23 protein-coding genes and 1 tRNA gene are annotated in these 23612 nt (G+C 67.8%); 14 read left to right on the forward strand and 10 right to left on the reverse strand.

Translation table 11 applies throughout. The features are described from left to right. Positions 1 to 25: 25 nt before the first annotated feature. From ACIPV5_RS09075 to ACIPV5_RS09110, 8 genes are all read left to right on the forward strand, one after another. A complete protein-coding gene (locus ACIPV5_RS09075) occupies positions 26 to 1699 on the forward strand; it encodes a SulP family inorganic anion transporter (protein ID WP_295101634.1) in 1674 nt (557 codons plus the stop codon). Then, positions 1692 to 2123, forward strand: coding sequence for a DUF6325 family protein (locus ACIPV5_RS09080; RefSeq protein WP_053095726.1), 432 nt, complete (start codon positions 1692 to 1694; stop codon positions 2121 to 2123). Before ACIPV5_RS09075 ends, ACIPV5_RS09080 begins: the two co-directional genes overlap by 8 nt. Before the next feature lies 1 nt (position 2124). Further along, positions 2125 to 2481: an SHOCT domain-containing protein gene (locus tag ACIPV5_RS09085; RefSeq protein ID WP_053095727.1), complete on the forward strand. Its 357-nt coding sequence runs from the start codon at positions 2125 to 2127 to the stop codon at positions 2479 to 2481. Positions 2482 to 2512: 31 nt separating this feature from the next. After that, positions 2513 to 3187, forward strand: coding sequence for a GAP family protein (locus ACIPV5_RS09090; RefSeq protein ID WP_072591091.1), 675 nt, complete (start codon positions 2513 to 2515; stop codon positions 3185 to 3187). Between the two features lie 25 nt (positions 3188 to 3212). Next, the gene (locus ACIPV5_RS09095; RefSeq protein WP_400340826.1) at positions 3213 to 4577 is read left to right on the forward strand and encodes a hypothetical protein; all 1365 of its coding nucleotides are present in this window, start codon (positions 3213 to 3215) and stop codon (positions 4575 to 4577) included. A 76-nt stretch (positions 4578 to 4653) separates the two neighbouring features. Continuing rightward, positions 4654 to 5283: a hypothetical protein gene (locus tag ACIPV5_RS09100; RefSeq protein WP_053095729.1), complete on the forward strand. Its 630-nt coding sequence runs from the start codon at positions 4654 to 4656 to the stop codon at positions 5281 to 5283. A 16-nt stretch (positions 5284 to 5299) separates the two neighbouring features. Then, positions 5300 to 6991 (forward strand): SulP family inorganic anion transporter, encoded by a 1692-nt coding sequence (locus ACIPV5_RS09105; RefSeq protein ID WP_400340827.1) that lies wholly within the window; start codon positions 5300 to 5302, stop codon positions 6989 to 6991. A 106-nt stretch (positions 6992 to 7097) separates the two neighbouring features. Further along, a complete protein-coding gene (locus ACIPV5_RS09110; RefSeq protein WP_400340829.1) occupies positions 7098 to 9431 on the forward strand; it encodes an arylsulfatase in 2334 nt (777 codons plus the stop codon). Between the two features lie 16 nt (positions 9432 to 9447). Here ACIPV5_RS09110 and ACIPV5_RS09115 read toward each other — a convergent pair whose 3' ends face one another. From ACIPV5_RS09115 to ACIPV5_RS09135, 5 genes are all read right to left on the reverse strand, one after another. Next, a complete protein-coding gene (locus tag ACIPV5_RS09115; RefSeq protein ID WP_400340831.1) occupies positions 9448 to 11076 on the reverse strand; it encodes a SulP family inorganic anion transporter in 1629 nt (542 codons plus the stop codon). A gap of 74 nt (positions 11077 to 11150) precedes the next feature. Beyond that, positions 11151 to 11858, reverse strand: a complete 708-nt coding sequence (locus ACIPV5_RS09120; RefSeq protein ID WP_198032394.1) for a potassium channel family protein — start codon at positions 11856 to 11858, stop codon at positions 11151 to 11153. Then, positions 11855 to 12973: an AI-2E family transporter gene (locus ACIPV5_RS09125; RefSeq protein ID WP_400340833.1), complete on the reverse strand. Its 1119-nt coding sequence runs from the start codon at positions 12971 to 12973 to the stop codon at positions 11855 to 11857. The genes ACIPV5_RS09120 and ACIPV5_RS09125 overlap by 4 nt, the downstream gene beginning before the upstream one ends. After that, entirely contained in the window at positions 12970 to 13926 is a 957-nt protein-coding gene (locus ACIPV5_RS09130) for an HAD family hydrolase (RefSeq protein ID WP_400340834.1), read from the reverse strand. Before ACIPV5_RS09130 ends, ACIPV5_RS09125 begins: the two co-directional genes overlap by 4 nt. 129 nt (positions 13927 to 14055) lie before the next feature. Then, the gene (locus ACIPV5_RS09135) at positions 14056 to 14553 is read right to left on the reverse strand and encodes a MarR family winged helix-turn-helix transcriptional regulator (RefSeq protein WP_372984446.1); all 498 of its coding nucleotides are present in this window, start codon (positions 14551 to 14553) and stop codon (positions 14056 to 14058) included. Between the two features lie 128 nt (positions 14554 to 14681). On the opposite strand from ACIPV5_RS09135, the gene ACIPV5_RS09140 reads away from it, so the two are divergent. After that, a complete protein-coding gene (locus ACIPV5_RS09140; RefSeq protein ID WP_400340836.1) occupies positions 14682 to 15473 on the forward strand; it encodes an SDR family NAD(P)-dependent oxidoreductase in 792 nt (263 codons plus the stop codon). A 64-nt stretch (positions 15474 to 15537) separates the two neighbouring features. Continuing rightward, positions 15538 to 17145, forward strand: coding sequence for a DHA2 family efflux MFS transporter permease subunit (locus ACIPV5_RS09145; RefSeq protein WP_400340838.1), 1608 nt, complete (start codon positions 15538 to 15540; stop codon positions 17143 to 17145). A gap of 18 nt (positions 17146 to 17163) precedes the next feature. On the opposite strand, the gene ACIPV5_RS09150 is transcribed toward ACIPV5_RS09145, so the two are convergent. Both ACIPV5_RS09150 and ACIPV5_RS09155 read right to left on the reverse strand, forming a co-directional pair. Then, positions 17164 to 17388 (reverse strand): hypothetical protein, encoded by a 225-nt coding sequence (locus tag ACIPV5_RS09150; RefSeq protein WP_400340840.1) that lies wholly within the window; start codon positions 17386 to 17388, stop codon positions 17164 to 17166. A 129-nt stretch (positions 17389 to 17517) separates the two neighbouring features. Continuing rightward, positions 17518 to 17832 (reverse strand): hypothetical protein, encoded by a 315-nt coding sequence (locus ACIPV5_RS09155; protein WP_072591100.1) that lies wholly within the window; start codon positions 17830 to 17832, stop codon positions 17518 to 17520. A 106-nt stretch (positions 17833 to 17938) separates the two neighbouring features. Here ACIPV5_RS09155 and ACIPV5_RS09160 point away from each other — a divergent pair, with 106 nt between their 5' ends. Both ACIPV5_RS09160 and ACIPV5_RS09165 read left to right on the forward strand, forming a co-directional pair. Continuing rightward, positions 17939 to 18160: a hypothetical protein gene (locus ACIPV5_RS09160; RefSeq protein WP_230100619.1), complete on the forward strand. Its 222-nt coding sequence runs from the start codon at positions 17939 to 17941 to the stop codon at positions 18158 to 18160. A gap of 57 nt (positions 18161 to 18217) precedes the next feature. Beyond that, complete coding sequence (locus ACIPV5_RS09165) at positions 18218 to 18775, forward strand: YegP family protein (protein ID WP_400340841.1); 558 nt, start codon at positions 18218 to 18220, stop codon at positions 18773 to 18775. 105 nt (positions 18776 to 18880) lie between these two features. Here ACIPV5_RS09165 and ACIPV5_RS09170 read toward each other — a convergent pair. Next, positions 18881 to 18953 (reverse strand) — tRNA-Arg (locus ACIPV5_RS09170). Between the two features lie 16 nt (positions 18954 to 18969). Then, a complete protein-coding gene (locus tag ACIPV5_RS09175; RefSeq protein WP_400340843.1) occupies positions 18970 to 19779 on the reverse strand; it encodes an SGNH/GDSL hydrolase family protein in 810 nt (269 codons plus the stop codon). A gap of 70 nt (positions 19780 to 19849) precedes the next feature. Between ACIPV5_RS09175 and argS the strand changes: the two genes are divergently transcribed. Continuing rightward, complete coding sequence (argS, locus tag ACIPV5_RS09180; RefSeq protein ID WP_400340845.1) at positions 19850 to 21514, forward strand: arginine--tRNA ligase; 1665 nt, start codon at positions 19850 to 19852, stop codon at positions 21512 to 21514. 38 nt (positions 21515 to 21552) lie between these two features. Beyond that, positions 21553 to 22404, forward strand: coding sequence for a DUF2993 domain-containing protein (locus ACIPV5_RS09185; protein WP_400340847.1), 852 nt, complete (start codon positions 21553 to 21555; stop codon positions 22402 to 22404). A gap of 7 nt (positions 22405 to 22411) precedes the next feature. Here the strand turns inward: ACIPV5_RS09185 and ACIPV5_RS09190 are convergent, their stop codons facing one another. Then, entirely contained in the window at positions 22412 to 23467 is a 1056-nt protein-coding gene (locus tag ACIPV5_RS09190; RefSeq protein ID WP_187249487.1) for a YihY/virulence factor BrkB family protein, read from the reverse strand. Positions 23468 to 23612 lie beyond the last annotated feature (145 nt).

Raw genomic sequence — 23612 nt, forward strand, 5'->3', positions numbered from 1 at the left:
AGGGCGCGAGCGCGGAGGTGACGAGGTGCAGAGACCGCTGGCCGGCGTCACCCGTCACAACCTCGTGCGTGAACTGCTCGCCGGCGTCACGCTCCTCGCGATCGCGATCCCCCTGAACATCGGGTATGCGCAGATCGCAGGTCTTCCCCCGACCGCAGGGCTCTACGCACTCGTCGTGCCGACGATCGTCTACGTGCTGGTCGTCTCGTCGAGACAGCTCGTCGCCTCGCCGGACGCGGCGGCGGCGGCGCTGGTCGCCTCCTCGATCGGAGGCCTCGCCGCGGCCGGCTCAGACGACTACATCACCATGGCACTCGCGCAGGCGATCATCTGCGGCGTCATGTTCGTGCTGCTCGCGGTCTTCAAACTGGGATTCCTCGCGAACTTCCTCTCGAAGCCGATCCTGGTCGGATTCGTCGGGGGCCTGGCCCTCGACATCCTCGTCTCGCAGATCGCCAAGATGCTGGGCGTCTCGATCGATTCAGGCGGCGAGTTCGTCGACAAGCTGGCGGGTCTCGTCGGGGGTCTCGGCACCACGAACCCGTGGTCGCTCGCGATCTCCATCGCGTCGGTCGCGATCCTCGTGCTGGGTCGGCGGATGCTGAGCGCGGTGCCCTGGGCGCTCGTCGTGATGGTGCTCGCCACCGTGGTGGTGCTCGGCACCGGCCTCGCGGATCGTGGCGTGGCCGTGCTCGGCGAGGTGCCTGCGGGCGCACCGACCCTCACCTGGCCCGTGCTCGACTGGCAGACGTGGCTGCTGCTCGTGCCGTCGGCCATGGCTCTGACCCTCGTGACCACGGCCGAGGGGCTGCTCGTCTCCCGCTCGTACGGCGAGAAGCGGCATTACCGCACGTCTCCGAACCGAGACCTGCTCGCGTTCGGCGTCGCGAACATCGCCGCCGGGGCCCAGGGCAGCTTCGCCGTCGGGTCGTCGACCAGCCGCACCGCGGCGATGGACCAGTCGGGCTCGCGCACTCAGCTGCCCTCGCTCGTGCTCGCCGCCGGGACACTGCTGCTGCTGCTGTTCGGCACCGGACTGCTCGAGGACATCCCCTCGCCCGCGATCGGCGCGATCGTGGGGGTCGCGATCCTCCCGCTGCTGGGCATCAGGGAATTCGCCGCACTGTGGCGGATCGATCGGTTCGAGTTCGCCATCGGCGCCGTGTGCTTCCTGGTGACGCTGTTCGTCGGTTCGATCCCCGGCATCCTGATCGCCTTCGTGCTCGCTCTCATCAACCTGGCGAGGCGCGCGTCGAGCCCGGCGATCGACGTGCTCGCCGACGATGATCGGCCGACGGCATCGCTGCTCGACGCCGCGCAACCGGGCGCGATGACCGCACCCGGGATCGTCGTGGTGCGGATGGCTGCGCCGCTGTTCTTCGCGAACGCGGATGCGTTCGCGACGGCGGTGCGCTCGGCGGTCGAGGCGCCGGGGCCGGGTGCCGTGCGCCACCTCGTCATCGACATGGAGGCGGTCACCGATGCGGATGTCACCGCGGCGGAATCGTTCGAGAGCCTCATGGAGTCGATGCGATCCCATGGCGTGACGGTGTCGTTCAGCCGTCTGCGCGCATCGGCGGAAGACCGACTGAAGAAGCTGGGGATCCTCGACGATCAGAGGGTCTTCGACACCAATCGTGCGGCGATCGAAGAGCTCAGCGCGCGCGCACCGTCAGAGAGAGGAACACGAGATGAATGATTTCCGCTACGGACCCGTGGAGTACTACCTCGTCGGGTTCGAGGGGAGGCATCCGGATCCGAGCATCTTCGGAGCGCTGGACGACCTCATAGGCGCGGGGACGGTGCGACTGCTCGATGTCGTCGTCCTCGCGAAATCGGACGACGGGGAGATCGAGGTCTTCGACCTCGAAGCGGGCGAGGTGCCAGGCCTCAGCGAGCTCGACCCGCTGGCCGCAGGCCTCGCCGGCGACGAGGACATCGAGATGCTCGCCGAGCTCGTGCCCGCCGGCAGCTCGGCCGCGATCGTCGTGCTCGAGCTCGCCTTCGCGAGGGCGCTCGCCGAGAACCTCGCACGTGCCGGGGGAGAGGTGCTGCGGACCGACCGCATCCCCGCCCCGGTCGTCAACGCCATGATGGACATCCTCGAGCAGGAAGGAGAGTGACATGCCTCTGAGGAGATTCGGCCGTCCGGGACTGATCGGACTCGCCGCGAGAACAGCAGTCGTCGCAGGAACCGCGTCGGCGGTGTCGGGGGCGTCGATGCGTCACCAGCAGCAGCGGGCGGAGGGACAGTACGAGCAGCAGCAGTACGAGGCCGCCCAGCAGCAGGCGCAGATAGATGCCGCAGCCCAGAACGCGGCGGCGCAGTACGCAGCCGCTCCCGCAGCTCCCCCTGCGCCTCCGGCTGCGGGCGGCGCAGACGACATGATCGCCAAGCTCCAGCAGCTGGCATCGCTGCGAGACTCCGGCGTGCTGTCGGAGGAGGAGTTCTCCGCGGCGAAGCAGAAGCTGCTGAGCTGAGCGGCCGAGCGGGCGAGAAGAGGGAGACGTCATGGGTCCGGTGATCGGTCAGCTGCTGCCGCTCGCGGTGGGCATCGCGATCAGCCCGCTGCCGGTGATCGCCGGCATCCTGATGCTGATGTCTCCCCGCGCCCGCTCCACAGGGGTCGGCTTCCTCGTCGGATGGCTCGGGGGGATCGTGATCGTGGCTGTGCTGTTCGCCGCCCTCTCGTCGGTCCTCCCGGACCAGTCCGGCGACGGAGCCACTCCCATTCTCGGGGTGGTGCAGCTCGTCCTCGGTGTGCTGATGCTGCTCATGGCGGTGCGCCAATGGCGGGGTCGGCCGAAGCCGGGCGCACAGCCCGAGATGCCGAAGTGGATGGCGCAGATCGACGGGATGACGTTCTTCGCGGCACTCGGGCTCGGACTGCTGCTCGCGGCGCTGAACCCCAAGAACCTGCTGCTCGGAGCCAGTGCCGGCGTGACTCTGGGTGGCGCGGGGCTCGGTGTCGGAGACATGGTCGTCGTGGTGGTGATCTACACGATCCTCGCGTCGTCGACGGTGTTGATCCCGGTCGTCGGATTCCTGCTCGCGTCGGAGCGCCTGCGCGCGCCGCTGGGCAGACTGCGCGACTGGCTGCAGGCGGAGAACGCCGTCATCATGACGGTGCTGCTTCTCGTGCTGGGTGTGGTGATCATCGGCAAGGGCATCGCCGCCTTCGGGTGAGCGACGCAGAACGGAGGGGACTCGGATGAGTGAACTGGATGAGCTCCGCGAGCGCGTCGTCGCGCTCGAACGGGAGAACGACGAACTCCGCACGCCGAAGAAGCGACGATTCCGAGCGAAGAGCGTCGTCGGTGCGATCCTGCTCGTGCTGGCTGTGGTGCTCGCGCCCGTCGCCGCGATGGGAACCTGGGCCCGTCTGCAGTTGGTCGACACCGAGCGCTTCGTCGCCACATTCGCCCCGCTCGCGTCCGATCCGGATGTGCAGGATTTCGTCGCCGATCAGGTGACCACCGCGATAGACGAGCAGGTCGACATCTCGGCGGTCGTCGGCGAGGTGTTCGACGGCATCCGGTCGCTCGGGCTTCCACCGCGCGCCGACACGGCGATCTCGCTGCTCGAGGGCCCCGCCGCGAACGGCGCGATCTCGCTGATCGACGGAGTGGTGCGCGATGTGGTGCGGTCAGACCAGTTCGCCGACATCTGGACGCAGTCGCTGCGCTTCACCCATGAGCGGGCCACGGCGATCATCCAGAACGCACCGGGCACGGCGGTGCAGCTCGGCGACGACGGTGCGGTCACGATCGAACTCGGAGTGGTGATCGACCGGGTCAAAGAGGCGATGTCGGAGCGCGGGATCGGCCTCGCCGACGTGATCCCCGAGATCGACAGGTCGATTCCCATCGCCCAGGCGGATGCCCTCGCACTGGTGCGCACGGTGTACCAGGTCGCCGACATCGGCGGCTTCTGGCTGCCGTGGCTCGTGCTCGGCCTCTTCGTCGCCGGCGTGCTGCTGATGCGCGATCGACCTCGAGCGCTCTTCTGGTCGAGCGCAGGTTTCGCTCTCGTGTTCCTGCTGCTCACGGCGGGCATGGGCATCGGGCGAGGTGTGTTCATCCGCGCGGTGAGCCCGTCGATCATGTCGGCCGCGGCGGCGACGGCGCTGTTCGAACAGCTCACGTCGCTCCTTGCGGGAACGATCGCCGCGCTCGCCCTCGTCGGTGTGCTGATCGCGATCTGGGCGTGGCTCGCAGGCTCGGGTCGAACGGCGGTCGCGTTCAGGGGACTCCTCGAGAGCGGGTTCTCGGCCGTACGCGGTGCGGCCGAGAAGCGAGGCCTCACGACCGGTGCCTTCGGTCGAGGGGTGGACCGCTTCCGAGGTCCGATCTTCCTCGTCGGTGCGCTCGCGGCGATGACGCTGCTGATCGTCACGCGACCGGTGTCGTTCGGGGTGGTCATCGGAGTCGGAGCGGGCCTGCTGGTCCTCGCGATCCTCATCGAGCTGCTGCGTCGGCCGGAGGGGGACGCGGACATCGCGCCAGTGGCACGTGATCCGCGAGCCGAACCGGTGTCGGAGACTCTGACGGAGCGTGCTCCGGATGCCGTGAGCTAGCCCGGCCCCGGCGGCGCTCACCCTCGACGGGTGAGCGCCGCTGCATTCGACACGGATCAACGCAGAAGATGGGCGCATGACGGACGACTCGACACCCGAACGCACGAGAGCCACGCGGATCCTCGACATCGTCACGGTCGTCCTGCTCTCGATCACCGCGGTCGTCACGGCCTGGTGCGGATTCGAGGCGTCGAAGTGGGGCGGCGAGATGTCGATCGCCTTCAGCCAGGCATCCAGTGCCCGGGTGCAGGCGGCGTCGGCCCAGTCGACAGCCCAGGCCGCGCGTCAGTACGACCTCACCATCTACACCGAGTGGGTGCTGGCGGAGGCGGACGGCAGGCAGGAGCTGGTGCAGTTCATCGAGCAGCGGTTCACCCCCGAGTTCACGGTCGCGTTCGACGCCTGGATCGCTGAAGACCGCGAATCGCAGGGACCGTTCGTGATGGAGGAGTACGTGCCCCCGGGCACGAGGGAGGCCGAGGAGCTCAACGCGCGAGCCGATGCGAAATTCGACGAGGCCCTCGCCAACAACCAGCGCGGCGACGACTATTCGCTGCTGACGGTGCTGTTCGCCCTGGTGCTGTTCTTCGCCGCACTGTCGCAGCACCAGAGCGCGGTCTGGCGGCGCAGGACATTCCTCGCACTCAGCGGTGTGATCGCCCTCGTGGGGCTCGTGATCCTGCTGACGTTCCCGATCAAGATCTGACTCCGCTCCGATGCAGATGACCGGGGAGGAGCTGCGACAGCGCTGGTTGCGCTATCGGCGTCGGTTCGGCTCGCGCCGCACCATCCTCAGCGATCTGAAGGCCGGAATCGTGCTGGGGGTCGAGAGCGTCCCCGACGGGCTCGCGTCGGGTCTGCTCGCCGGGGTGAACCCCGTGATGGGGTTGAACGCCTACATCGTCGGGACGTTCGCCGGCGCGCTGGCCACCGGATCGGTCTTCATGTCCGTGCAGGCGACAGGCGCGATGGCGGTGATCATCGCCGATGTGCCCGAGGTCCACGGAGACGACGGCATGGGCGCGATGGCGATGCTGACCGTGATGGCAGGCATCGTGATGCTGGTGCTCGGCGTCGCACGGCTGGGCAGCCTCGTGCGCTTCATCCCGACGGCGGTGCTGATCGGATTCGTCAACGCCGTCGCCGTCAACATCGTGCTCAGTCAGCTCGAGAACTTCACGGGGTTCGACAGCGATGCCGACGCTCGTCTGCTGAGGGTCGTCGACATCGCCGCGAACCTGCTGCAGATCAGCTGGTGGTCCGTGATCGTGGGCACCGTCACGATCGGACTGATTCTTCTGCTCGAGCGCACCCCGCTCGGCGCGCTCTCGATGGTCATCGCGATTATCGTCGGATCCGCGCTCGCCGTGGTGCTGCCCGACGGCGCGGTCGCGACGATCTCCGACGTGGCAGAGGCGGGTCGGAGTCTTCCCTCGATCTCCTTGCCCGACCTGTCGATGATCTTCGTGCTCATCGTCCCCGCGCTGTCGCTCGCACTGGTCGGTCTCGTGCAGGGAGCCGCGATCTCCGGGTCCATCCCGAACCCCGACGGTCGCTACCCCGATGCCTCCGCCGACTTCCGCGGGCAGGGCATCGCCAACATCGCCACCGGGATGCTGCAGGGCATCCCCGTCGGAGGATCCATGTCGGCGACGGCGCTGTCCCGGGCAGCAGGGGCCCGCAGTGCGGCCGGCAATCTCATCGCCGCCGTCGTGATGGTGCTCAGCGTGCTCGTGTTCGGGCCGCTCATCGGATACATCGCGATGCCCGCGCTCGCCGGCCTCCTGATCCTGGTCGGAGTCCGCACGGTCAAGCCGCGGCAGATCGTCATGGTGTTCAAGACGGGCGCCGTGCAGATCGCCGTGTTCCTCGTCACCTTCGCGCTCACGCTCCTCATCCCGCTGCAGTACGCGGTGCTCGCCGGTGTCGGTCTCGCCGTGGTGCTGCAGATCGCACGCCAGTCGAATCGCGTGCGGGTGCGTCGGTGGGTGTTCGACGAGCCGAACGGGCGTCCGATCGAGCAGGATCCGCCCCCGACCCTCGAACCGGGGGAGACGGTCGTGCTGACCCCCTACGGCAGTCTGTTCTTCGCCTCCGCGCCCTCGTTCCGTCAGCAGCTGCCCGACGCCGAGCACAGCAGCCCCGGAGCATTCGTGATCATCCGCCTCCGCGGCACGGACGAGCTGGGAGTGACCTTCCTCACGATGATCCGCACTTACGCCCAAGAGCTTGCGGCGGTGGGGGCCACTCTGATGGTCGCGGGCGTCGGCCCCCGGGTGCAGGCGCAGCTGGCGTCGACGGGGGTGCGCGCCGTCGTCGGCGAGGAGAACATCTTCGTCGAGCAGCCCCGACTCGGAGACGCGCTGCAGGACGCGCTCGCCGAGGTGTCGCGTCGCCGACTCGACGCCGGGTGATCGATGTCCCTCACCCTTCACGGGTGACGCGTGAGGGTGGGGGGATCGCGGCATGACTAGCCTCCTCGGGACGGACCATTTCTCATACGGCGACGAAGGAGAGACGATGTCGGAATTCAACGCGGACTTCTCGGGCAGGATCGAGCTGGACGTCCGGGACTCCGTGCCCGACTGGTCGCCGTACGAGCTGCCGGTGGCACCCGAGGGCGCGCCGAACGTGCTGGTGGTTCTCTACGACGACACCGGCCTCGCCTCCTGGTCCCCGTACGGCGGACGCATCAACATGCCGACCATGGATCGCCTCGCTCAAGCGGGTCTCACGTACACGCAGTGGCACACCACGTCGCTGTGCTCGCCGACCCGGTCGACCATGCTCACCGGCCGCAACCATCACGTCAACCGTGCGGGCGTGATCATGGAGGGTACGAACGGCTTCCCGGGGTTCGCGGGGCGGCTCCCTGCCGAATGCGCCACGGTCGGTCAGATCCTGCAGCAGAACGGATACTCGACGTTCTGGGTCGGCAAGAACCACAACGTCCCCGAGGAGGACGTCGCCCCGGGCGGCAACCGCTCGATGTGGCCCCTTCAGCTCGGCTTCGACCGCTTCTACGGCTTCCTCGGCGGCGAGACGAACAACTGGTATCCCGATCTCGTCGAGGACAACCACTTCATCGACGCCCCCGCGACGCCGGAGGAGGGATACCACCTCTCGAAGGACCTCGCGGATCAGGCTCTGCGCATGATCCGCAACCAGCAGTCCTCGAACCCGTCGAAGCCCTGGTACATGTGGTTCTGCCCGGGTGCCAACCACGCGCCCCACCACGCGCCGCAGGAGTACATCGACAAGTACAAGGGCGCGTTCGACGACGGCTATGACGCGTATCGCGAGTGGGTGCTCGCCCGCATGGTCGAGAAGGGCATCGTCCCGGAGGGGACTGCCCTGACGCCGATCAACCCGCTGCCGGACGACGTCGCGAACCCCGCCGACGAGGTGCGCCCCTGGGACGAGCTGAACGACGACGAGAAGCGTCTGTTCGCCAGATTCGCGGAGGTGTTCGCCGGGTTCTCCGAGTACACCGACGCGCAGGTCGGGCGCATCATCGACTATCTCGAGGAGAGCGGCCAGCTGGACAACACGCTGGTCTTCTACTGCGCCGACAACGGTGCGTCGGGCGAGGGCAGCCCCAACGGCTCCGTCAATGAGAACAAGTTCTTCAACGGATACCCGGACGACCTCGCCGAGAACCTGGCGATGCTCGATCGCCTGGGGTCTGCTGACACCTACAACCACTATCCGACGGGTTGGGCGGTGGCGTTCTCGACACCGTTCCAGATGTTCAAGCGCTACTCGCAGTTCGCCGGCGGCACGTGCGACCCGATGGTCATCCACTGGCCGAAGGGCATCCGCGCGCAGGGAGAGCTGCGTCACCAGTACCACCACTCGGTCGACGTGGTCGCCACGGTGCTCGACGTGGTCGGCATCGACATGCCTGAGGTCTTCCGTGGCGTGGAGCAGCATCCGCTCGACGGGGTCTCGATGAAGTACAGCTTCGACGCGGCGCCGGATGCGGCGACCGAGAAGAAGACGCAGTACTACTCGATGCTCGGCACGAGAGGGATCTGGAAAGACGGCTGGAAGGCGGCTGCCGTGCACGCGCCGCTGACCGGCAAAGGACACTTCGAGGACGACGTATGGGAGCTCTACAACGTCGAGGTCGACCGTTCGGAGTCGAACGACCTCGCGGCCAGCGAGCCCGAGAAGCTGAAGGAGCTCATCGCCGCGTGGTTCGAGGAGGCCGATGCCAACTTCGTCCTTCCTCTGGACGACCGCTCCGCGAGAGAGCAGCTCACCATCGATCGGCCCCAGGCCGAGAAGCCCCGGGAGCGGTACGTCTACTACCCCGACACCGCAGCGGTGCCCGAGAGCGTCGCGGTCAACGTGCGAGGGCGCTCGTACAAGATCATCGCCGACGTCGTGCTCGACGAGGGCGCACAGGGGGTGCTGTTCGCCCACGGATCGAGGTTCGGCGGGCACTCGCTGTTCATCAAGGACAACCGCCTCACCTACGTGTACAACTTCCTCGGCATCCCGCCGGAGCAGACCTTCACCTCCGAGGAGCTGACTCCCGGTCCGCACACCCTCGGCGTGGAGTTCGTGCGGGAGGGGGCGGGGGAGCACGGAGAGTCGCTCGGCACAGCCACGCTCTACGTCGACGACCAGGCGGTCGCCTCTGGACCCATGCGTGCCCAGATCGGCAAGTTCACGCTGTGCGGAGACGGGCTCTGCATCGGATGGGACAGCGCGGATCCGGTGAGCAGCCAGTACGGGGTGCCGTTCCCGTTCACCGGGGGCAAGCTGCTCGGGGTCGGTGTCGACGTCAGCGGCGAGCAGTACCTCGATCTCGAACTGGAGGCCGCCGCGATGCTCTCCCGGGAGTAGACCGCAGGCCCGGCCTCTAGTCGGTCGCGGTGAACGCCTCGTCGACGTTCGCGTGCACCCGGCCCTCGGCGATCATGCGCTGATACCACTCCGTCTTCACCGCGATCGCCGTGGCACGTTCCGGCAGCGCGGCGATGTGCAGCGTGCTGTCCATCGCGGTCAGCTCACGGTCGAGGTCCTCCAGCATGTCGAGGACCGTGATCGTGACGATGTCGAGCCGCAGGGCGTCGAAGATCACGATGCGCACCGGTTCGGGCCGTTGGGCGACGATGTCGATGATCGCCCTCTCGCATGCGAGAGCGTTGGCCGTGTAGAGCCCGCGGACAGTGTGGATCGCGAGGCGTCCGTCGCGCTCTCCGATGATCTCGAGCCGCGGGATGTTGAGCTCTCGCAGTACCAGGATCAGCGTCAACGCCACTCCGGCGGCCACTGCGGCCAGCAGCCCGACGGTCAGGCCGAGCACGGCGACGATGAGCGCGATCCAGAAGTCCGTCGGACTGATCCGCGCCCACCGGACCAGCAGGGGGATGTCGATGAGCCCGGCCACGGCGAGGAAGACCATCGCCGCGAGAGTCGCCTGGGGAAGCAGCGAGACCACCGGGCCGAGGAAGAGGGCGACCACGATCGCGAGCGCGACGGTGACGAGCGTCGCGAGCTGGGTCCTGGCGCCGGCGTCCCGATTGACCGCGCTCTGCGAGAACCCGCCGGCGGCGGGGAGCACAGTGAAGAAGGTGCCGGCGAGGTTGGCGGCTCCCACGGCGACGAGCTCCTGGTCGGCGTCGATGGCGGGCTCGGTCATGCGACGCATGCTGCGCGCGACTGCCGCGGTCTCGAGGAAGACCATCACCGCGATCGCGAGGGCGCCGGGAAGCAACGCTCCGATCTGCGTGAGGTCGGGAATGCCGGGGGTCGGGAGTCCCGAGGGCACGGGATCGATGAGCGCCACACCTCTCTCGTCGAGGTTCGCGAGTGCGACGAGGACGATTCCGCCGACCACGACGACGAGGGTTCCGGGGATCCGAGGGGCGAACCGCTTCAGCACGAGGAGGACGATCAGGCTCCCGACCGAGAGCGCGACCGTGGGCAGGTTGATGCTCGCAGCGGCCGCGATCGCGGCCTCGATGGTTCGGAAGAACCCCTCTCCCGAGACTTCCGATGTCTCGCCCAGGAGCTTCGGGAGCTGCCCCACGGCGACTGTGCCGCCGACACCGATCTTGACCCCCAGGATCGTCGCCGCACTGATGTTCTCGACCAGCGATCCCCACCGCAGCAGGCGCGCACCGATGAGCAGCAGACCGACCAGCATCGCCAGGGTCATCAGGCTTCCGGCCGGGTCCTCGACGCTCGACGCGACGGATGCCGTCACCAGCGTCGTGGCCGTGAGAGTGGCGATGGTCGACGTCGTCGACACGCTCATCGCGCGGGACCCGCCGAGCAGCGCATACACCAGCATCGGGATGATGCACGTGTAGAGCCCTACCTGCACGGGCAGGTTCGCGATGGTGGCGTATGCCATCGCCTGCGGCACCACGACGGCACCGGCTGCGAGGCCGGCGACGACATCGCGCATCAGCCATTCGCGACGGTACCCCGCCATGCTCGGCAGGAGGACTCGCGGGGCGCGTCGCGTGGCGTGGTCGCTCATGTGCTCATGCTGGCATCGAGACGCAGACCGGTCGCCGGCATGTCACCCGTCGAGGGCGAGGAGCGTCGTGTCGGTCACAGCTGCTCACGGGTCTCGTCGCGGTGGGTGATCCGTCGCACCCGGTCTCCGATGTACGAGATGACGAGCGCCGAGGTGGTGCCCACGATCGCGATGCCGCCGATCATCAGACACACCGCGTACACCCGTCCGAGAGTCGTCACCGGGTAGGTGTCGCCGTAGCCGACTGTCGCGATGGTGACGCACGCCCACCAGATCGCCGTGCCGAAGTCGATGATCGTCGCCTCAGGGGCGCCGCGCTCCACCTGCAGGGTGGCGAGCGAGATGAAGTAGACGAAGAGCACCGTGTACGCGAGGGCGAAGGTGATGATCTGCGCCCGGACCGCGTCGCCGGTGCGGCGATGGAAATAGGGGAGGCCGCGTGCGAGCTCGACGACGCGGAACGCTCGGAACAGGGGGACGACAACGGACAGGACTTCGACGGGATGGTGCACCAGGAATGCGACGCGGCTCCCGGCCGGGGTGAGCGCCACTCGCACGATGAGGTCGATGACCAATGCGAGCCAGGTGATCGCGATCTCGACCACGAGCACGAGGCGTACCCAGTCTGGAAGGCCCGGCACGAGCACGATCACCGAGTACGCGACGATGAAGCCGAGGCCGAGCACCGTGAGGGGAACGGTCGCAGCGGACTCCCAGCGCTGCAGCGTCTCCCGCGCACCCTGCGGCTCGTCTCGGGCGGTGCCGGTCACGTCGTCGGTCACCGCGACCACCGTCGGACGCGGCGTGAATCCCAGGGGATGCGACGAACGACGCGCCCTTCCCTGGTCGCCGGTGACGGGCGAGCGCCGCGGTCTCCCGATACCCAGCGCAGCCAGAGGGTGTCGTCACTGCCTTCGAGAAGCAGAGTGCGCGCCAGGAGAGTCAGCGGCACAGCCAGCAGAGCACCGACCGGTCCGATGATCACGGTCCAGAACACGACGGCGAAGAAGCTCAGCGTGACGCTGAGCCCGACGGCATCACTGACGAAAGCCGGCTGAACGAACACCTGCAGAACGACGTTGACGACGCAGTACACGATCACCACGCCGAGAAGCAGCGGCCACCCACCCACCGCGAGAGCCAGGATCGCCGGGGGCACGAGTCCGATGACGAATCCGATGTTGGGGATGAAGTTCGTCACGAAGGCCAGGACGGCCCAGAGGACGGGGGCCGGCACTCCCAGCCACCAGAGCGCGAGGCCGTCCAGCGTCGCGACGATGGCGCCGAACACGGTGTTCACCACGTAGTAGCGCCGGATGTTCGTGTTCAGCCGCGATATGCGCGCGATCGTCTCGGCCTTGTGAGCGCCGAACACGGTCGACGCATGCTGGTAGCGTCCGGCATCCACCGCCATCACGACCACGTAGGCGCAGACCAGGAAGAGAGCGACGGCGATGCCGAGGACGGCGCTGCTCACGCCCTGGGCGACGGCGACGAGAGCGGGCACGACGATGCGCGCGGCGTCACCGGAGTCCGAGCTCGGGCCTCCGGTGCCCAGAGCGGCCCAACTGTCGAGCTGCGATGCGACATGCGTGAGATCGCCGCCGGGGGAGAGGTCGCCGAGGAGATCGATGAACTGCACTCCGGCGATCCACACCAAGGCGCCCATCGTGAGCAGCACAGAGTAGGCGAGGAGGATGATCGCCGTCACGCCGAGTCCCCGTGGCCACCCGCGCCGGACGAGAGCGCTGCTCGCCGGGCTGCAGATCACGACGACCACCAGAGCGACCCCGAGCGGCGCGATCACGTCGCGGAGGAGCCATGCTCCCGCCAGTGCGATCGTCGCGCACGCCAGCACCACGAGGACATGGGTGCCGGCGGCGCGGGGGGTGCTCACGGCACGTCTGCGGGTGATCCGGAAACGCCCGGGAACACCGTCTCCCAGTCGTCTCGCACGCTCACGACGATGTAACCGGCGTCGACGGCGCTCGCGAGAGCCGTCTCTGCACCGGCATCGTACGGAGTGTCCTCGCGGGAGTCGTCGTCATGGTGGATCAGCAGGGCCAGGCCCGGACGGGGGCCACGGCGAGCGAAATCGAGCATCGGCATGTCGCCGTTGGAGTTCCCGGCTGCGAAGAGCGGTCGGCGTCCGATCCTGCTCCAGATCCGCACGGGCTTCTCCGGCCCGTCATCGAAGAACGCCAAAGACGGCGCGTAGCGCACCACCGCCTTCTCCGCGTCGTAGCCGAGACCGAACGCCGAGCCGATGACGCGTTCCGGCGGTATGCCGTAATTGCTCTGCGTCATGGGTCGCATGAAATCGCGCTCGCCGCCTGACACGATGTAGCAGGTGAAGCCGTGCTGCTCGAGATACCGGAGCAGCTCCACCATCGGCTGATAGACCGCGTCGGCGTAGCGTCGCTGCAGCACGGGATGTGTCGCGGTCGCGAAGAACTCCGCCACTGACTCGGCGTACTTCTCCACGCTGACGCCATCGGTGAGTCCGCCGAGGGCTTGGAGGATCACGCCCAGATCCGAGTCGTCACCCGAATAGTGCTTGTCGATGGCCGCGCCCAGCCACGCGAGATCTCCGCTCACGGCTGCGCGGTACGGCTGCTTCTGCGCGAGCTCCGGGTCGAGCTCGGCGGCCACACGCCACTGCTCGACGACGTAGTGGAGCTGCGTCGGCATGGGCTTCTCCGACCAGAGGGTGCCGTCGTTGTCGAACACGGCGATGCGCTCTTCGACGGGAACCGCGTCCGCACCTTCCGTGACCGACAGGACGAAGCGCTCGATCGCGTCGCGCGTCGCACCCTGGTTCCAGGATCGCAGCTGTGCCGGGTCGTCCATCGCGCTCTCGATTCTCTCGATACTGGTGCGTCGTGCGGGCCGTTCGTCGGCCCATCCTGACACCGGCCGAGCGCGCGGTGGAGACCCCGTCACCCGCTTCGGGCGAGGGAGCGCAGCCGTCCTGGGGCCTCAGTCGGCTGCTGCAGTGGGGCTCCACCCGGAGTCCGGCCCGACAGCCGACGAGATCCGTCGACTGATCGTCGCGAGCTGTCGAGCTTGCGCGGCGGTGATCGCATCGAAGACGAGCTGATGCACGAGAGCGTGGTGGCCGGGCGTCGACCGTGTGACCTTCTCGTGTCCCGCCGCCGTCAGCACTCCGAGCGTGAAGCGCCCGTCATCGGGGTCCGCGACGCGACGCACCCAGTCTCTCGATTCGAGACGGGTGATCGCCCGCGAGAGGCGCGAGAGGGTGCAGCTCGCGTACCCGGCGAGCACACTCAGGCGCAGCGATCGTTCGGGCGCCGAGTCGAGAGCGAACAGTATGCCGTGCTCGAAGTGCGTCAGACCGCTGTCGCGTTGCAGCTGCGCGTCGAGTGCCGTCGGCAGTCGTTCGATGAGCGTGGCGACGGAGGCCCAGATCTCGAGCTGTTCCGTGGTCAGGGGGGAGGCGTCCGGCTGCTCTGACATGACCTCAGACTAGGTCATCGTGCCTCGGAGATGGTTATCGGTGAACTTGCCTGAGCAAGCCCCAGGATCTACGGTTAACTTTCTCAAGCAAGTAAACAGACGCGTGTGCGTCGAGGAGAGGAAGCACCATGGATCTGCAGCTGCACGGGAAGACGGCGTTCATCAGCGGCTCGACGCAGGGCATCGGGTTCGCGATCGCCTCCGCGCTCGCCCGCGAAGGCGTGGACGTGACGGTGAACGGACGTGATGAGCAGCGTGTGGATGCGGCGGTCCGGCGACTGCGTGCGGAGCACCCCGGCTCGACGGTCTCGGGACTGGCGGCGGACTTCGCGAGGAGAGAAGAGGTGGAGCGACTGACGGAAGCCTTGGGCGACGTCGACATTCTCGTCAACAATGTGGGAATCTTCGGCCTTGCCGAGTTCGAGACGATCACGGACGACGACTGGACTCGCTACTTCGAGGTGAACGTCATGAGCGGAGTCCGGCTGTCCCGCCACCTTCTCGGAGGCATGCTTGCGCGGGGGTGGGGCCGCATCGTCTTCATCAGCAGCGAGTCCGGGGTGAACATCCCCGCCGACATGGTGCACTACGGCACGACGAAGGCCGCGATGGCCGCTCTCGGCAGCGGGCTGGCCAAGCGCACCAGAGGCACCGCCGTGACTGTGAACACGATCCTCGGAGGGCCGACGTATTCGGACGGGGTGGCGGCGAGCGTTGCAGCCGTGGCAGAGGCGCAGTCCCTTCCGCCCGAGGTGATGAAAGCCTCCATCATCGGTCAGAACCGCACAACGCTGCTCGAGCGGTTCATCGAGCCCGATGAGATCGCGAGTCTGGTGACCTACATCGCCAGTCCTCGCTCATCGGCTACCAACGGCGCGGCGCTGCGGGCAGAGGGGGGAGTGCTCACCGCGATGCTGTAACCGCGTGCACCGCGAGATCGGAATAAACCGCACGCCGCGCTTATTGCTAGCTAAGCTAGTAGTCATGGAACGCTACATTCGCCTGCGCTGGGTGGGCCTGGTCTTCATCAGCATCGCCGTCTCGCTGATCATCGTCGACTCGACGATCGTGAATGTGGCGATTCCGGCGATCGTCGACGATCTCGGCATCACCTCCACCGAAGTGCAGTGGGTGCAGGAGGCGTACACGCTGGTGTTCGCCGCGCTGCTGCTCGTGTTCGGCAGCCTCGCGGATCGGCTCGGGCGTCGGCGCATGATGATCATCGGAGTCGTGGTCTTCGCAGCATCCTCGGTGCTCGCGGCCTTCGCTCCGGACGGCGGGATGCTGATCGTCGCCCGTCTTGCGCAGGGAGTGGGCGGATCGATGATCCTGCCGACCACGCTGTCGATCATCAATGCCACCTTCCGCGGGCGCGAGCGGGGGATCGCCTTCGCGGTGTGGGGGTCGACGATCGGCGGAATGGCCGCTGTGGGACCGCTGCTCGGCGGATGGCTGACGACTGCCTTCTCCTGGCGGTGGGCGTTCGGGATCAACATCCCGCTGGGCATCATCATCGTCATCGGCGTGCTGCTCACGGTGGGGGAGTCGCGCAGCGACCGGACGTCGAAGATCGATGTGGTCGGGGCGATCCTCTCGGTCATCACCATGGCCAGCCTCGTGTTCGGCCTCATCGAGGGGCGCACGTACGGCTGGTGGCTCGTCGATCAACGTCCGCAGATCGGCGACTGGGCCTGGCCGCTCGATGTCTCTCCGATCCCCTTCGCCTTCGCGCTGGCGATCGTGGCACTCGTCGCGTTCATCGCATGGGGTGTGCATCGCGAGCGGCAGGGCAGGTCCACGCTGCTTGCTCTGCGTCTGTTCTCCATCCCCTCGTTCCGCAACGGCAACATCGCGGCGACAGTCGTGTCGCTGGGAGAGTTCGGCATCATCCTCGCTCTGCCCCTGTGGTTGCAGTTCGTCCTCGGCTTCGATGCGCTGCAGACCGGACTCCTGCTGCTCGCGCTCGCCCTCGGATCCTTCGTCGCGAGCGGTGCCGCGGGGGCGGCCAGTGGAAAGATCGCGCCGGTGTGGGTCGTCCGTGCGGGCCTCATCGCCGAGATCATCGGCGTCGCCGGAGTCGGCTTCGTCATCGCCCCCGATGCGTCGTGGGTGCCGCTGATCCCGTTCCTCTTCGTCTACGGCCTCGGTGTCGGCCTCGCTACCGCTCAGCTGACCGGCGTCGTGCTCGCCGATGTGCCGGTCGACGACAGCGGCGCGGCTTCGGGCACGCAGTCGACGTCACGACAGCTCGGTGCAGCGCTCGGGGTCGCAGTGCTCGGCACCGTGCTGTTCACGAGCACAGCCGGGATCCTCGCGTCATCACTCGACGCTCGGGGACTCCCGGCCGAGCAGCGCGATCAGATCGTGTCGGCGGTCGTCGACAGTGCGGGCGGAGCGATCAGCGGACTGGAGGCGCAGCCCGAGACGGCTGACATCGCCGACGACGCCAAGGCCGCGTTCTCCGACGGCACGCGTTTCGCGGCGTGGACGGCGGCAGGGTTCCTGTCCCTCGGTCTCCTGTCGACGATCTCCCTCGGAGCGACCGCCAAGACCCGACGTGAGGACCAGCCCGACGCGACGTCGGCCGCCTGATTCCGTCAAGTACCGGGGCTACTCGATGTCCCACATCGTGTAGCCGACGACGCCGGCCGGGATGAACTCCATCGGCTTCGTCAGCTCGTTCTCGATGCCTGTGATCCGGCCGGTGTCCTCGGAGATGAGGAGGGTGCTCTGGTAGGACGTCCCCTCATCGCTCACCCGGAGCCCGACCACGTCTCGGCCGAGCCGGTCGTGCGACTCACCCAGCACCGTGAGCCCGCCCGCATCGACGAGCATGTCGATCAGAGTGGCGTGCAGCTCGTCCGTCAGAGTCCAGTGGCTCGATAGCTGGCCGATGGCGAGCAGGAGGTCTCCCGACGAACTTCTGTTCCGGCGTCGAGAGCCTCTGCTCCGAAGTCGGTCTCGCTAGCCCTCATCGACGGTCACCGCATTGCCCCACACCCAGCACCGGAACGTCCGGTCGCCTGCCCGGAACTCGATGCCTGCGGCCAACGGTGTCGACCGCGCGAGCTTCGCATCGACCCGCACCGCTTCGGGCCCGAAGCGCACCCACGCGCGGACCGCACGATACGGCTGCGGATAGATCGTGACGGGCTGTTCCCGGAGCGCCAGCTCGCGCTCTGTCAGGGATTGAAGCGCGCCGGCGCGCGCTGCGGTGAGGATGGTCTGATGCTGAGAGCGCATGTCGTAGTGGGCTGCCAGGCGCTTGCTCGTGCCCATGCCGGCTCCCTTCTCCGGCCCAGTGACAACGGTAGCAAGATTCGAAGATTTGTTCTATTCTCGACTCATGCGACCAGCTCCTGCTCATCTGCCTGCGACTATATGGATGGTCGACGACATCCCGTCGCGAATGGTCTTCGCCGGGCGTCGATGGAAGGTCTCCGACACGCCCACGCGACTCCGGGACTCGATCTGGTCAGCGGCGCCGGAGTCGGAGCGAGGGTTGTACGGATGGCGGTTCCAGGGCACGGATGACGAGGGCCACTCCCTGGTGTTCGACGTCTTCCGGGGTGAGGACGGGTGGCATGTGCACCACAGCTACGACTAGGGGTCAGGCGGACCGAATCCTTGTCCCGGCTCGGTCGGTGCGCGCTATCGTGTGGGCATGACGGACTCCGGCGCGACACTCCTCGCCGCGATCATCGCGGCCGGCGTGGCAGGGGTCGGACTGATCTGGTCTGTCGTCAGCTTCATGCTGACGAGGCGGACCCAGCGAGCCACGGATGCTCGTCAGGAGTGGTCGCGCCGATTCGAGCACGCACACGCGCTCGCGTTCAGCTCCGATCTCAAGGAGGCGGCGAGCGGCCTCACGCTCATCGAGGCGCTCGCGCGTGAGCGGTGGGTCACGGACGAAGATCGGGCGACCGCGGTGAGCATCCTCTCGTCTCTCACGGGGGTGGCTGAGGCGCCGGCGGCGCAGCTGCGCGCGACGATCCTCGCGGAGGTCAGGAACCCGGCGGTCGCCGCTGCGCTCGGCAGAGTGGAGCCAGGGCCGAAGGGCCGGTTCGAGGTCTACCGCGACGCGTCCGGAGACTACCGATGGCGCCTCAAGAGCGCGGGAGGCCACTACCTGGCCGTCAGTGAGGGGCATTCCAGCGAGGCTGCCGCGATGAGCTCGCTCGAACTGGCCCGTCGTGAACTCGGCAGAGAGCCACCGGAGTAAGTGGGCCGCGAGCGCAACGAGAAAGGCCGCCTGGAACCAGGCGGCCTTTCTCGTTATGTCGGACTCCGCGTGCGAATTCCATTCATGCAGCGCGTGACCCGTGTGTGCCCCCGACAGGAGTCGAACCTGCGACCTACGGTACCGGAAACCGGCGCTCTATCCACTGAGCTACGGAGGCGTACCGATCGACAATATCACTGCTCGGGAGTGGTCTCCGACCCACCGGCCTCGGTCACCGGCGCGTCGCCCAGTTCGCCGAGCGCTGCGGCCAGCTTCTCGGCGAGGTAGCGGTGACCGTCGGTCGACGGATGCTTGCGGCCGATCTCGACGTCGATGACCGACAGGTAGTTCTGGTCGGTGATCCAGTTCTGTGCGACGGGGGAGATGTACCACCATCCGCGAGCGGCGGCGAGTTCACCGAGATCGGCGTCGATGCGCGCGGTCTCAGCGCCCACGGGAAGTTCGTGCGGCGCCGGCCCCAGAATGACGATCGACGCCTCCGGATACTTCGCCGCCATCGCATCCCACGCGGCGGTGACGGCCTCGCGGTATCCGGCCTCGCCCTGCGCCCGGTCGTTGATCGACCCCTGGAGGATGATCAGGTCGGGAGTGAGTGTCGGGTCCAGAGCGGCGATGCGCACACCGAAGGCCGGGCCATCGAGTCCGGGCTTGAGGTACCCGCTGCCGCGGACTCCGTCGACGATCGTCTGTCCGTCGATCAGGTCGGCGAGCTGATAGGCGTATCCGAGGGTCGGCTCGGTCGCGGCCGAGCCGTAGGTCCAGGAGTCGCCGAACACGAGAACGGTCGGATGCTCCGGAAGAAGAAGGGGAACCGGCGCGATCGCGACCGATTCGTCCGCTGCCGCCGCAGCACCGACGGGTGCCGAAGACGGCATCGGAACCCAGGGCCGCCACACGCCGAGGACGACTGCCGCGACCGCCAGGATCACTGCGACGGCGAGGCCCGCGACGGGCAGACGATAGCGGGCGGATGCGGCCTTCATGGCATGACTGTAGATCACGAATCCGCCCTCGCAAATTCGGGCGCGTGACGCGCCGTAAACTGGGAGGCCTATGAACCCTGAATCGCTCGCCACAGCCCTCCTCGCCGTCCTCGCACCGATCGCCGAGGAACGACGTCCTGGCGAGCCGTTCTCGCTGTCCGCGTCGGACATCGTCTTCGAGCGTCCGCGCAACCGCGACCACGGCGACTGGGCCTCGAACATCGCGATGCGCCTGGCGAAGCCGTTCGGCACGAACCCGCGCGAGCTGGCGCAGCAGATCGCCGATGGCCTCGCGCAGGTGGATGGCGTGCAGACCGCCGAGGTCGCAGGGCCGGGCTTCATCAACATCCGCCTCGACGCGGCTGCCGCCGGCGCGCTGGCGAAGCTCATCGTCGAAGCCGGCGCAGAGTACGGGCACAACGACACGCAGGCCGGTCACAGCATCAACATCGAGTTCGTGAGCGCGAACCCGACCGGGCCGCTGCACATCGGCCACACTCGCTGGGCGGCGCTCGGCGATGCGATCGCCCGGGTGCTCGCGGCCTCCGGCGCGAAGGTCGCGAGGGAGTATTACATCAACGACGCCGGAGTGCAGATGGAGCGCTTCGCGAATTCGGTGCTGGCCGCCGTCAAGGGCGAACCAACTCCCGAGGGCGGGTACGCCGGCAGCTACATCGGCGATCTGGCCGCTCGTGTTCTCGTGGCGCGTCCGGACCTGCTCGAGCTCTCCGGTGACGAGCAGGCGGTCGTCACGCGGGAGCTCGCCTACGGGTTCCAGCTGGAGGAGCAGAAGCAGTCGCTCTCGAAGTTCAACGTCGACTTCGACGTGTGGTTCTCGGAGCGCACGCTGCACGCCAAGGACGCGGACGGCGTCAGCTTCGTCGATCGCGCCGTCGACCGCCTGCGCGAGCAGGGACACGTGTTCGACGACGAGGGTGCAGTGTGGGTGCGCACCACCGACTTCGGTGACGACAAGGATCGCGTGATCCGTCGCTCCAACGGCGAGTACACGTACTTCGCCGCCGACGCCGCGTACTACCTGAACAAGGGTGACCGCGGCTTCGAGTACAAGCTGTACCTTCTCGGAGCCGACCACCACGGCTACGTCCACCGCCTCAAGGCGATCGCCGGTGCCGCCGGGGAAGACCCCGAGAAGAACGTCGAGGTGCTGATCGGTCAGCTGGTCTCGGTCGGGGGAGCGCGGCTGAGCAAGCGTGCGGGCAACATCATCGAGATGGACGATCTGCGCGAATGGCTCGGCACCGATGCGCTGCGCTACTCGCTCGAGCGTTCGCCTGCTGACTCCCCGCTCGCTCTCGATCCTGAGCTGCTGCAGAAGCGCACGAACGACAACCCGGTGTTCTACGTGCAGTACGCGCATGCTCGCACGCACAACGTGGCCCGCAATGCCGCCGACTCCGGTGTGGATCGCTCGGAGTTCGCGCCCGAGACGCTCACGCATGAGACCGAGAGCGCTCTGCTCGGCGCTCTGCAGGAGTTCCCGCGCATCGTGGCGTTTGCAGCCGAGGTGCGCGAGCCGCACCGCGTCGCGCGCTACCTCGAGGAGCTCGCCGGCCTGTACCACCGCTGGTACGACAACTGCCGCGTGATCCCGCAGGGCGACGACCCCATCGAGACCGTGCACCGCACGCGTCTGTGGCTCAATGACGCCGCAGGGCAGGTCTTCCGCAACGGCCTCGACCTGCTCGGCGTGTCCGCTCCCGAGCGCATGTGACCTCTGCTGTCGCCCGTGCCGTAGGGCAGGATGGCAGCATGAGCGACGAGAACCACACCCTTCCTTACCCGTCCGCGGATTCCGAGCATCCGACGCTCGTGATCCCCGGTGGGAAGGACGGCGGGGATGCCGGTGCCACACCGCCGAAGCGCGCGCGCAAGCGCTGGCCCTGGGTGCTGCTGATCGTCGTGGTCGTTCTCGCTGTTCTCGCCGTCGCTGCGGAGCTCATCGCGCGCGCTGTCCTGCCCGGCATCGTGCGGGGCATGGTGATCGAGCAGCTCGACCTGCCGGCCGACCAGAAGCTCGCCGTCGAGGCCGACGGCATCCTGATCCCGCAGCTGATCGGCGGAACGCTGGACACCCTGCATCTCTCGACCGACTCGGTCACGCTGGAGGGGATCACGGGCGCCGTCGACGTCACCGCCACGGGCGTGCCGCTGCGCGGCGGTGACCTCGCATCCGCATCCGGCACGATCCGCATCGACGAGTCCCAGTTCACGTCCCTGCTCTCGAACACCGAGCTGCCGATCGACACGGTCACGCTCGAATCGCCGAACGCGACGGTCGCGGGTTCGGTGAGCGTTCTCGGCCTCGCCATCCCGGTATCGCTCACGGTGACCCCGGGGGTGGCCGAGGGAGATCTCGAGCTCACTCCTGTCGGCCTCACCGTCGGCGGACTCGAGGTCGACGCGGATCAGGTCGGCTCGAGTCTCGGTGCTCTGGGGGAGCAGCTCACCCAGACGCAGCGCATCTGCATCGCGGACCAGCTTCCCGCCGGCATCACCCTCACGGGCCTCAAGATCGACGGATCGGAGGCTGTGATCGACGTCGACGTCGACGGTGCGATCGCGACCGATCAGACCCTGCTCGAGAAGGGCACCTGCCCCTGAGACGGGCTCAGTCCTCGTCGGTTCCGAGACGGGCCTCGCGCTCGGCCTTCTGCGCCTCCCGAAGCTCGGACGTCGCCAGCGCGACCTCCGCTTCGGCGCGCTGCACACGTCGCTGGGGGAAGGTCGTCGCGCCGAACCGCGCGTGCACCCGGTCCTTGCGTTCCTCCTCCGACGTGACGATGTAGGCGCACGCGATCAGGATGACCTGGGTCGACAGGTTGAGCCAGATGAGCAGCGCCAGCAGGGTGGCGAAGGAGGCGAGAAGGGGGTTGCTCGTCGCGCCGCCGATGAACAGGCCGGACAGCTCCTGCAGCACGAGCAGCCCGACTCCGCCGATGAGGGACCCGATCCAGAGCGAGCGGGCTGCGGGGCGCAGCCCGGAGAGCAGGCGGAACACCCCGGCGATGAGCACCGTGTCGAGTGCCAGCACGACGACCAGGGAGACGATCCGGATGCTCCAGGATGCCGCGGGCGAATCCTCGGGAATGCCGAGCAGACCGCTGATCCACGTGATCCCGAGCCGACCGGCGAATGTGACGGCCGCTGCGGCGACGAACAGCACGGCGACGCCGGCCGCGAGCAGCAGGTTGCGGAGCATGACCCAGATGAACAGCACGTCGGCATGCGCGGTTCCGGCGAGGACGCGCACCGCGGTGCGCAGCGATCCGACGGCGCCGAGCGCCGAGCCGATCAGCGCGACCGTCGAGATGGCGCCCGCGACGGAGAGCGAGATCGGCTCCTTGAGATCGTCGGGATTGACGACGCCGTCTTCGCCGATGAGACCGGGCACCACGGACTGCACGGCGGAGACGATCGCGTTCCAGACGTCGGGATTGCCTGCGAGCCAGAGAGCGGCGATCGAGAACCCCAGGAGCACGGCGGCGAAGACGCTGAACAGAGCGCGGTATGTCACGCTGTCGGCGAGCATCGGGCCCCGCCGCTCGGAGTAGAGCAGGAACGCGCGGACCGGGCGCCGTGTCAGAGCCCAGCGGATCGCCGACGCGCTGACGCGCGCGATCAAGCCGGGGCGTCGGGCATCGGGTGCTGCGGATTCGGTGCTCATCTCCACCACCTTAGGAGTCGGTGGGATGTGTCCGCAGGGGGTTGACGCCGGGCGTCACCATGACTGATGCGGCATGCACGGTGCCCTAGAATCGGGGGCAACCTCGCAGTGCGCGCATCCGCCCGAGACCCGTCCCACGATTGGT

Origin of the sequence: Microbacterium sp. NPDC090014 (assembly GCF_044748285.1) — a bacterium.
Classification (GTDB): domain Bacteria; phylum Actinomycetota; class Actinomycetes; order Actinomycetales; family Microbacteriaceae; genus Microbacterium.

What these genes read in the sequence shown, in the direction of transcription:
- ACIPV5_RS09080 (WP_053095726.1), top strand. Translation starts at nt 1,692, where the DNA reads ATGAATGATTTCCGCTACGGACCCGTGGAGTACTACCTCGTCGGGTTC.
- ACIPV5_RS09085 (WP_053095727.1), top strand. Translation starts at nt 2,125, where the DNA reads ATGCCTCTGAGGAGATTCGGCCGTCCGGGACTGATCGGACTCGCCGCG.
- ACIPV5_RS09090 (WP_072591091.1), top strand. Translation starts at nt 2,513, where the DNA reads ATGGGTCCGGTGATCGGTCAGCTGCTGCCGCTCGCGGTGGGCATCGCG.
- ACIPV5_RS09095 (WP_400340826.1), top strand. Translation starts at nt 3,213, where the DNA reads ATGAGTGAACTGGATGAGCTCCGCGAGCGCGTCGTCGCGCTCGAACGG.
- ACIPV5_RS09100 (WP_053095729.1), top strand. Translation starts at nt 4,654, where the DNA reads ATGACGGACGACTCGACACCCGAACGCACGAGAGCCACGCGGATCCTC.
- ACIPV5_RS09105 (WP_400340827.1), top strand. Translation starts at nt 5,300, where the DNA reads ATGACCGGGGAGGAGCTGCGACAGCGCTGGTTGCGCTATCGGCGTCGG.
- ACIPV5_RS09110 (WP_400340829.1), top strand. Translation starts at nt 7,098, where the DNA reads ATGTCGGAATTCAACGCGGACTTCTCGGGCAGGATCGAGCTGGACGTC.
- ACIPV5_RS09115 (WP_400340831.1), bottom strand. Translation starts at nt 11,076, where the DNA reads ATGAGCGACCACGCCACGCGACGCGCCCCGCGAGTCCTCCTGCCGAGC.
- ACIPV5_RS09130 (WP_400340834.1), bottom strand. Translation starts at nt 13,926, where the DNA reads ATGGACGACCCGGCACAGCTGCGATCCTGGAACCAGGGTGCGACGCGC.
- ACIPV5_RS09135 (WP_372984446.1), bottom strand. Translation starts at nt 14,553, where the DNA reads ATGTCAGAGCAGCCGGACGCCTCCCCCCTGACCACGGAACAGCTCGAG.
- ACIPV5_RS09140 (WP_400340836.1), top strand. Translation starts at nt 14,682, where the DNA reads ATGGATCTGCAGCTGCACGGGAAGACGGCGTTCATCAGCGGCTCGACG.
- ACIPV5_RS09145 (WP_400340838.1), top strand. Translation starts at nt 15,538, where the DNA reads ATGGAACGCTACATTCGCCTGCGCTGGGTGGGCCTGGTCTTCATCAGC.
- ACIPV5_RS09150 (WP_400340840.1), bottom strand. Translation starts at nt 17,388, where the DNA reads ATGCTCGTCGATGCGGGCGGGCTCACGGTGCTGGGTGAGTCGCACGAC.
- ACIPV5_RS09155 (WP_072591100.1), bottom strand. Translation starts at nt 17,832, where the DNA reads ATGGGCACGAGCAAGCGCCTGGCAGCCCACTACGACATGCGCTCTCAG.
- ACIPV5_RS09160 (WP_230100619.1), top strand. Translation starts at nt 17,939, where the DNA reads ATGGTCGACGACATCCCGTCGCGAATGGTCTTCGCCGGGCGTCGATGG.
- ACIPV5_RS09165 (WP_400340841.1), top strand. Translation starts at nt 18,218, where the DNA reads ATGACGGACTCCGGCGCGACACTCCTCGCCGCGATCATCGCGGCCGGC.
- ACIPV5_RS09175 (WP_400340843.1), bottom strand. Translation starts at nt 19,779, where the DNA reads ATGAAGGCCGCATCCGCCCGCTATCGTCTGCCCGTCGCGGGCCTCGCC.
- argS (WP_400340845.1), top strand. Translation starts at nt 19,850, where the DNA reads ATGAACCCTGAATCGCTCGCCACAGCCCTCCTCGCCGTCCTCGCACCG.
- ACIPV5_RS09185 (WP_400340847.1), top strand. Translation starts at nt 21,553, where the DNA reads ATGAGCGACGAGAACCACACCCTTCCTTACCCGTCCGCGGATTCCGAG.
- ACIPV5_RS09190 (WP_187249487.1), bottom strand. Translation starts at nt 23,467, where the DNA reads ATGAGCACCGAATCCGCAGCACCCGATGCCCGACGCCCCGGCTTGATC.